This window comes from Psychromonas algicola (assembly GCF_004378355.1).
In the GTDB taxonomy this organism is placed as follows: Bacteria; Pseudomonadota; Gammaproteobacteria; order Enterobacterales; family Psychromonadaceae; genus Psychromonas.
The window spans coordinates 1-8,740 of record NZ_SNUB01000053.1 but is presented as its reverse complement, the minus strand read 5'-3'; the positions used below and the strand labels follow the sequence as shown (position 1 = coordinate 8,740).

The 8,740-nt window shown below is 33.8% G+C and carries 8 protein-coding genes; 3 read left to right on the top strand and 5 right to left on the bottom strand.

Annotation, left to right across the window (positions count from 1 at the left end; genetic code table 11):
* Positions 1 to 1,285: 1,285 nt before the first annotated feature.
* From E2R67_RS16115 to E2R67_RS16105, 3 genes are all read left to right on the top strand, one after another.
* Positions 1,286 to 3,166 carry a PTS mannitol transporter subunit IICBA gene (locus E2R67_RS16115; RefSeq protein ID WP_134291972.1) on the top strand — a complete coding sequence of 627 codons (1,881 nt, stop codon included), beginning with the start codon at positions 1,286 to 1,288 and terminating at the stop codon, positions 3,164 to 3,166.
* Positions 3,167 to 3,246: 80 nt separating this feature from the next.
* Positions 3,247 to 4,389 (top strand): mannitol-1-phosphate 5-dehydrogenase, encoded by a 1,143-nt coding sequence (locus tag E2R67_RS16110; RefSeq protein WP_134291971.1) that lies wholly within the window; start codon positions 3,247 to 3,249, stop codon positions 4,387 to 4,389.
* A gap of 52 nt (positions 4,390 to 4,441) precedes the next feature.
* Positions 4,442 to 4,966 carry an MltR family transcriptional regulator gene (locus E2R67_RS16105; RefSeq protein ID WP_134291970.1) on the top strand — a complete coding sequence of 175 codons (525 nt, stop codon included), beginning with the start codon at positions 4,442 to 4,444 and terminating at the stop codon, positions 4,964 to 4,966.
* A gap of 136 nt (positions 4,967 to 5,102) precedes the next feature.
* Here the strand turns inward: E2R67_RS16105 and E2R67_RS16100 are convergent, their stop codons facing one another.
* The 5 genes from E2R67_RS16100 to E2R67_RS16080 form a co-directional block, all read right to left on the bottom strand.
* Positions 5,103 to 5,570 (bottom strand): DUF2059 domain-containing protein, encoded by a 468-nt coding sequence (locus E2R67_RS16100; protein WP_134291969.1) that lies wholly within the window; start codon positions 5,568 to 5,570, stop codon positions 5,103 to 5,105.
* 252 nt (positions 5,571 to 5,822) lie between these two features.
* A complete protein-coding gene (locus E2R67_RS16095) occupies positions 5,823 to 6,218 on the bottom strand; it encodes a metallopeptidase TldD-related protein (protein ID WP_279587498.1) in 396 nt (131 codons plus the stop codon).
* A gap of 73 nt (positions 6,219 to 6,291) precedes the next feature.
* The gene (locus E2R67_RS16090; RefSeq protein WP_134291967.1) at positions 6,292 to 7,137 is read right to left on the bottom strand and encodes a hypothetical protein; all 846 of its coding nucleotides are present in this window, start codon (positions 7,135 to 7,137) and stop codon (positions 6,292 to 6,294) included.
* Positions 7,138 to 7,220: 83 nt separating this feature from the next.
* Positions 7,221 to 7,637 (bottom strand): TlpA family protein disulfide reductase, encoded by a 417-nt coding sequence (locus E2R67_RS16085; RefSeq protein ID WP_134291966.1) that lies wholly within the window; start codon positions 7,635 to 7,637, stop codon positions 7,221 to 7,223.
* Positions 7,638 to 7,644: 7 nt separating this feature from the next.
* Positions 7,645 to 8,526, bottom strand: a complete 882-nt coding sequence (locus E2R67_RS16080) for a DUF2971 domain-containing protein (RefSeq protein ID WP_134291965.1) — start codon at positions 8,524 to 8,526, stop codon at positions 7,645 to 7,647.
* Between the last annotated feature and the right edge of the window lie 214 nt (positions 8,527 to 8,740).

Genomic DNA, 8,740 nt, shown 5'->3' with positions numbered 1-8,740 from the left:
AATGAAGTTTGCTTACGGGCAAGTACTTTAAAATCTGTCTTTTTTATATGCTCCATCTTTGAGTCACTTTAATCGCAATAGATAACTCAATTAGATCATATTTTTACTTAGATTGGTATAAAGTTTGATGAATGAAGCGAAGTTATACCGTTATAGTAAAGCTAGTCCTGTGGTTCGTTTCCTTGCCTAGCCTTATTGGTCATGCAAAAAAATCAATAGAAGTCACGCAATAGTAGGATGAGTTGTACGTCAGCACAGTGTCACGAGTGATGCTCCTCTGCGACACCTTTTATTAGGAAACGCTTAATATAATAATCTTGAGTAATTTAATGTGTTATACCAATTATGATGAATAGCTTATCTATTTTACTGGCTAAAACAGCCTACTTCTTCGTTATACTTTTATTTTGTAGATATCGTAAAGGAAACAACCATTAAAGAATCAAAGTGTTTTACTTAATACTACCGATAGAGGGTTAACGAAGTTAACCTCTCGAAAGGTGCCAATTTACGCCTTGAATTGAATAGTTTTTTCTTCGCAAAATTTAGATAACATATTTAACGCAATGGTATTAAAAGTATTCAGCGTCATTAAGTGGTTTGAATCTTAAATATATTAATACTTTTTAGTGATCAAATAAGTCTTATTACCAAGATAAGTTCTCTGAATATTGGCGTTAAGAATGGAGGGATTGGTTTTAAGATTGTCGGTTATATTAACTGTTTTTTTATACCTACTGCAGTTAATTTTTAATAAGTTGTTTTGGTGTTACAAGTGCTGCTATTTTCAGATCATAGAAAAGAATATTAGTTAAATTCTGTTTGCTTATTGTACAAAATAGCATTGATTTTTTTAGTTTTTATACTGATTAAATAGAATTTTAAGCGCAATATTTTTTATGTAATTTAATTACATAATGGAATTATTATAATTTTTAAGTGATCTAGATCAGCTTAATATGTCAAAATTTTAAATGCTAATAAATTTAGTGTGATCTTGTTAACTTTATCAGTTTTTTTATACTTTAAAATTAAGTGATGCAAGTCACTTATTGTAATTGTTTGATTGTCATTAATAGTATTTGTAGCAATACTACGCCTTATTTAGTGACTTATATTACAAAAAATTCAACTTTATAGGTTATTTGGTGACCATGTTCACATGAATATCCGTTCTGGTTTATATTTTCAATTATGTGCTAAATTAATTACAACAAACGAAAGGAATCAGTTCTAGTTAACTGTGCCTTAGCATTATTAACATGAAACATAACGGGAAAATCATATGATATCATCCGAAGCAAAAATCAGAGTGCAAAATTTTGGTAGATTTCTATCAAACATGGTTATGCCAAATATTGGCGCCTTCATCGCGTGGGGTTTTATAACTGCGCTATTTATTCCAACTGGTTGGTTACCAAACGACGATCTTGTAAAACTAGTAGGTCCGATGATTACTTACCTATTACCTTTATTAATTGGTTATACAGGTGGTAAATTAATCGGTGGTGATCGTGGTGCTGTTGTTGGTGCTATCACGACTATGGGTGTGATTGTTGGTACATCTATCCCTATGTTCATGGGTGCTATGATTGTTGGTCCTTTAGGTGGCTATGCAATCAAGAAATTCGATGAAGCTGTTCACGGTAAAGTGAAAAGTGGTTTTGAGATGTTAGTTAATAACTTCTCTGCTGGTATCATCGGTATGGTGTTAGCGATTGTTTCTTACTACTTGATTGGTCCTTTCGTAACAGGTGTTTCAAATGGTCTAGCTTGGGGTGTTGATACGTTAGTTACAGCTGGTTTATTACCACTTACATCTATCTTTGTTGAGCCTGCTAAGATTTTATTCTTAAATAACGCAATCAACCACGGTATCTTCTCTCCATTAGGTATTCAACAATCTACTGAGCTTGGTCAATCAATTTTCTTCTTAATTGAAGCAAACCCTGGTCCTGGTTTAGGTTTACTATTGGCTTACATGGTATTTGGTAAAGGTACAGCTAGACAAACAGCTGGCGGCGCGACTATCATCCATTTCTTTGGTGGTATTCACGAAATTTACTTCCCATACGTATTAATGAATCCTCGTCTAATTCTTGCGGTAATCGCAGGTGGTATGACTGGTGTATTCACTCTTACACTGTTTAATGCAGGCCTTCTTTCTCCAGCATCTCCAGGTTCTATCTTTGCTGTATTGTTATTAACACCTAAAGCATCACTAATTGGCGTTGTATTATCGGTTGTTGCTTCTGCAAGTGTTTCTTTTGTTGTTGCTTCATTATTAATGAAAACACAAAAAGACCAAGGCGAAGATGAAGGCGATAAATTAGCTGAAGCTTCTAGCCAAATGAAAAACCTTAAAAATGCACCAGCTGCTCAAGGTAGTTCAGAAGTAAACATGGCTAACGTAACAAACATTATCGTTGCTTGTGATGCAGGTATGGGTTCTAGTGCAATGGGCGCAAGCTTATTAGCGAAGAAAGTTAAATCTGCTGGTTTAAACATTAGTGTAACTAACTGTGCGATTAACAACCTACCTGGTGATGTTGATATTGTTATTACACATAAAGATTTAACACCTCGTGCAATTAAGCATGCTGCACAAGCTAAACACTTATCTTTAACTAACTTCTTAGACAGTGCGCTTTATGATGGTCTTGTTTCAGAGTTAGTGGCTGCATCAGGCGCAACAACTGCGACAGATACAGTTGAAGAAGTACAAAAAAAAACACCAGTCTTTGAATTAAAGCCTGAAAATATTTTCTTAGGCCTAAAAGCTTCTAATAAGTTAGAAGCTATCAAATTCGCTGGTGAGCAACTTGTTAAACTAGGTTACGCTGAACCTGCTTATATTGATGGTATGTACGAGCGCGAAAAATTAGTAACAACTTACTTAGGTGAGTCAATTGCTGTTCCACATGGCACAATTGAAGCAAAAGAAAGTGTTATTAAAACAGGTATTGTTGTATGTCAGTACACTGAGGGTGTTTTGTTCGGTGATGAGGAAGATGATATCGCTAAGCTAGTTATTGGTATCGCTGCTAAAAATGATGAACATATTAGTGTGATCACAACAATAACAAATGCGTTAGATGATCCAGAAGCTATCGAAACATTGATCAATAGTAAGGACGTTCAAAAAGTATTAAGTATATTGAGTTAAATATATAAAAACTTAATTAAAACGCTGGTTTTTACCAGCGTTTTTCGTTCAAGGCTTTTAGAATTAGAGGATACAAAACAATGAAATCAATTCATTTTGGCGCGGGCAACATTGGTCGCGGTTTTATTGGTAAATTATTAGCAGACGCTGGCATTAAAGTTACATTTGCAGATGTTGATGAAAAGATAATTAATTTGCTCAATACACTGAATACATACAATGTAAAAGTAGTCGGTGCAGAATGTAAAACTGAAGTTGTTTCTGGCGTTAATGCTATCAATTCAACTAGTGATGCATTAGTTGACCTTATTAGTGAAACAGATTTAATCACAACGGCTGTTGGCCCTAATGTACTAGTGATCATTGCGAGTAAATTAGCACAAGGCTTAGCATTACGTTTTGATGCTGGTAATGAAAAGTTTCTTAATATCATTGCTTGTGAAAATATGATCCGTGGAACAACATTTCTTAAAACAGAAATTTATAAACACTTAGATGAAAAGTATCATGAGAAAGCAGAACGTTTAGTTGGTTTTGTTGATTCAGCGGTAGACCGCATTGTTCCTCCTTCAGAATCAAATGATCCACTTGAAGTAACAGTAGAAAGCTTCAGCGAATGGATTGTTGATGAACAACAGTTTAGAGGTGAAGTTCCTGTTATTGAAGGTATGCAAAAAACAGACAATTTAATGTCTTTTATTGAGCGTAAATTATTTACACTTAATACAGGTCATATCATGACGGCATACCTAGGTTCATTAGCCGGTTATGACACAGTTAAAAATGCAATTGACGATGAAAAAATCTGTGCTCAAGTTAAGCAATCAATGCAAGAAAGTGGCGAAGTATTAATTAAACGTTACGGATTTGATCGCGACTCGCACAATGCTTACATAGAAAAAATATTAGGTCGTTTTGCTAACCCTTATCTTCATGACGAAATTGATCGTGTTGGCCGTCAACCAATTCGTAAATTAGGTGAAAATGATCGCTTAGTTAAACCTTTATTGGGTACAATAGAATATGCAACGAGCAATGATATGCTATTAAAAGGCATTGCAGCGGCATTCAAATATAAAAACAGCGATGATCCGCAAGCAGTAGAACTACAAGCGTCATTAGAAGAAATCGGTTTTATCCCTACTCTTTCTAAATACACTGGCTTACCTGCTGATAGCGATGAAGCAATTAAGATTGAAAAACTCTTTTTAGCGATGGCTTAAAATATAAGTTGTGCTTGACTCTGGTCTTGCACAACCAACTTCTGCAGAGACTATGTCAATAAAATTACAAGAAAACGAAATATTGGAATATCTAAACGCGAGTCATACTGCTCGTGGTTTTTTTATCACTTCCGTCGATATATTTGAACAACTCATCCAAACATTGATAGAACGTATTTTTCTAAAAAACGACTTTGCTGTGCAGTCTGTTGTTGGCCCTCTATTACAGAATTCAGGTCCATTAGGGGATTTGTCTGTTCGGTTGAAATTATTATTCGGCTTGGGAGTTATTCCAAATGATGTTTATCATGATATTGAAAGCATGGTGAAGTTAAAAAACTCATTAAATAATGATAGTCAAGAATACCACTTTACCGATACGCCGATTGCTAATTCGATTAAATCATTACATTTAGCAAAACATATGAATATGGATATGTTTAACTCTATTGAAGAAGAGGGGGATTCAGTTTTTTATAAGATGCAATTAGATAGACAGCAACAAGTTATTAAATCTTCTTTAGCATTAGCTATTATTTCTTTATGTGAAGCCTTAAATAAAGAAAGTCCTTTTTAAAGCAATTCTTCTATCTCTATTTAACCTTGTTGGTATAACGGCTAGCTTTATAGTGTATAAACAGCCTGTTCGTCATTTTAAGCAATATTTAAGCTTAACTCGACAATAACCCTGCGTTAAGCTTAAATGTCCTGTGTTACTTCGTTTTATGCTTTTCAAAGAAAGGTTGTAAACGATCGGATAATTTAAATTGTTTATTCTGTCCTTCTTGCATCCCTATTTGAGCACTTAATTTCATTATTTCTGGAGATTTTTCTAAGAACTTTTGACCTGTAGGTGTTTGGTAGAACTTAATGATGTCTCTTATTTCACTATCTGTAAAAACGCCAGCATAAAGTTTTTTTACTTCACTCATTATTTTTGCTCGGTCAATATCTTCATTATACCAAGTTCGGAAAATACCTTTAAGCTCCTGCTCTTCTTCACTATTAAGTTTAAGTTGCGTACTCAACTTATCAATGAGCGGTAACATGGCTTCGAACCCACCTGCCATTTGCCTTTCCATAGACATAACTTCAAACATTTCATCGATGGCTGTAGTCTGTGCCATTGCTGATGAAGATAATGCACAAAAAATCAGTGGCAATATAAGTCGTTTTTTCATTTGATATCCTTTGTGATTATAAAAAGAGTTATTAAGGTTTATTATAAAGCTAAGTTAACCATTTAAAAGGTAAATAGAAGTAGGGTGATCAGTCTGCTTCGCAACTTTAAAAACCATTTCAGGTACGTTTAAATGAAGGATTACACTTATTACTTGAATTCAAGCTTTGAATAAACAAGGCCCTTTTACAAAAATGGGTTTTCATAAAAGAGCTTTATTCAAAAGTTTTAGAATAATGGCTAATTCTATTTCTTAATGCTGTTGGTTAGAGCCTGTTATTTTAACATTATTAACCTTAACAAATTGAGGACAAGCAATACTTGCAGCATTTCGCATTCCATAAGTATCAGAAGTATTGATATGAGTTAGCGTGCTTGATAACCACTCTATTTGGTTAAATGTATTATGGTAAGAATCGTTAATGCGTTGATTATAAAGATGCGCCTTAATTTCACCCTGTTCAATCAAAAATGTCCCAAAGCGGCTAGTACCAGTAAATTCACCTTTGGCTGCATTGGTAAAGTTCATGTAATGAATATAAGAAATAAACAAAGTTGGTTTTATACAGCTTTTTACCATTGCATCAAAATCAGCAGGGCCATTGCCCGTTTTAACTTTTAATCCAGCAACACTTCTATCGTTATTAATATCTATATTAAAACGATCATAATCATCCTTGAAGACTTTGCTCTTTTATATTGATTTGTTTACTGGTGTCGGTTTATTGGTATTTTAAGGAAATTAACCAATAGTTATTCTTGTATTTAATTGGTGCTGCTTTGCTTTTCTCGTAGATATTTACGCTTATGAGGCCATCTTTAGTCAATTGAATTTTTGAATGAAAACGTGAATGATCTGTCTCAGACACCTCCATTAACACTTTTTGGTATTGCTCGTTTAAGTCGACATCGACGATGCGAAGAACCCCTTTGTCGATAAAAACGAGAGAGTTATCTTTTAATATTAAAGGCTTTGCGATTTGACTTTCATTTAAACGAGGGCCTTTTTCTATTTGACCGTTAAAATGCAATCTAACAATTCGAGAATTAGTGGGAGAGTTTCTGTCTTTCTCTAGCACCCTAATATCGTCATTATCTCCAACAATATAGTGTCCATAGCTTCGCCACTCTTGAACAAGCGAACCATCTCTTTCATATAACCAGGTATTAAAGCAGCCATAACCCTCTAGGCCTAATATAAACCTACCATTTTTCAACGCAGCTCCTGAGTCCCCTCTGAGCTCTGCAACAAGAGAGCCATCTTTTAAATTAACTAGATATGCTGGTCCTAACACTCCCCATGCATGATAGTCATTTGTTAAAGAGGTAATTAACAACCGATCCTTTGATACGAGAACTTTATTTAGCCTACCCTCTATTTTAAATGGCTTTTCCCACACAGGAAACCCATCTTGATTGAGCAGATATATTTCACCGTCTAAAGCGACAAGCTTTCGATCATCAATTTCTACTAATAGTTTTTGCGTTAGAGACTGATTATACTCTTTTTTACTAAACGGCGATTTAGCGTCTTTGCCAAATTCAACAATTTCACAACTATATTTCATCGTTTAAAGGCCTTGTTGACTCGTCTTTTGATATCGTATTACCTGGAATGATTAACTGCAATTAATGAATACTCACACACTTTTTATGATTCAGCGGTTATTCTAATAAACTTGTTCGCTAGTGCTAACAAAGCATTTTCTGTAACAATCTCAACGTTATCTTGATCTGCCACTTTTCCATGCTTAATTAACACGGTTCTTGGATAACCGTGACCACCAAATTGGTTGGTCATGTTTTCATGTTCGAGGCTAATAAATTCACCTCTTTGCTGTTGGACATTAACCTGAAGTACATCGAGTCCATGAAGTTTGATTTCCTGTGCAAAGCGCTCGATATGTTGTTTTTGTCTTACCGTACAGTCTGGGCACCACGCAGCTACAATATTTACTACAAAGGTCTCTCCCGCAGACATACGACGAGTCACTTCATTCGGCTCTACGATTTGGATCAGGTTCGCTGACTGATCTTTATAATTAGATTTTTGGTTTTTTATTTTCATCTTTATTTCATTCTTTGTTTGTTGATATAGATAAAGGGATAATTTCAATTTCGAATGAATTAGTATTAATAACAGCCTTATGTATTTCACAGTTAATTCTTTCGTTGCTTTTTATAATTGATAATAAAGTGTTTTTTTTATAATCACTCATTTTATCGCCAATAGTTATGGATTGAATTGCCTCGGAGTAAATATTATTTAATGATGAATTCTCGACTATTAGCCTAAATTCGTTTTCATAAGCCCACTCATCAGATTTCATTGTTGGAATTGAACCTATACCTAAGTGAAAGTTTGAATTGTCAATATTATTTACCGAGTTGATTAGTAATTCTTCTGCTTGATATTTTTTTAGTTTTCCATATTTTATTGATGCATATAATGGTTTAGAACCAAGTGTTTTATGAAGCTCTTCAATTAGCTTTTGCTTATTATATTCAATGCAAAAACCTCTTAATCCATTTGCATAATGAGACCACATGAGTTTGTTTTGTAGTGCAGATTCTTTAGTTTCGACTCTATCTTGAGCAAAACAGCAAACTTTTGAATTAGAAACAAACTTACTAAATTTCTCTTTAGCGTGTTCAATTGTTCTTGCTATTGTCTTTTTGTAATGTGTTTCTAATTCACCTTTGATACATAGTTCTAATAATCTAATTTCAATTTGATCAGCGGGAAGAGCTTCTCGATGAAGTTGTTTATAAAACTCGATTGCTTTTTTTTCTTCATATTTAGCTATTTCAAAATTTAAAGCATTTGCAATAAATAAATCTTCAAATGGGTCATTAAACTCTGAATAATGACTAAACCATAAGTAGTTATTAGACAGAGCATCTAAGTCATGGAAATTATATGGAAAAAATTTATATATTGATTGTTCATTTATCATTTATACCTCCAATCAAAATTTGTGAAATAAGAAGAAAGCTAATTATTCATTGAATTTAAAAGGTGTTAAGTGAAAAAATATATTTAAGCTCCGGACCCTGTCCTAAAATCTGTGTAATTGCCTATCATTAACTTAATCATATTAAGGATAGGTAATTATGAAAAAAGAAGAGTTAGAAGCATTCGCCCTTAAAGCATCAAAGGGATTAAAGTCT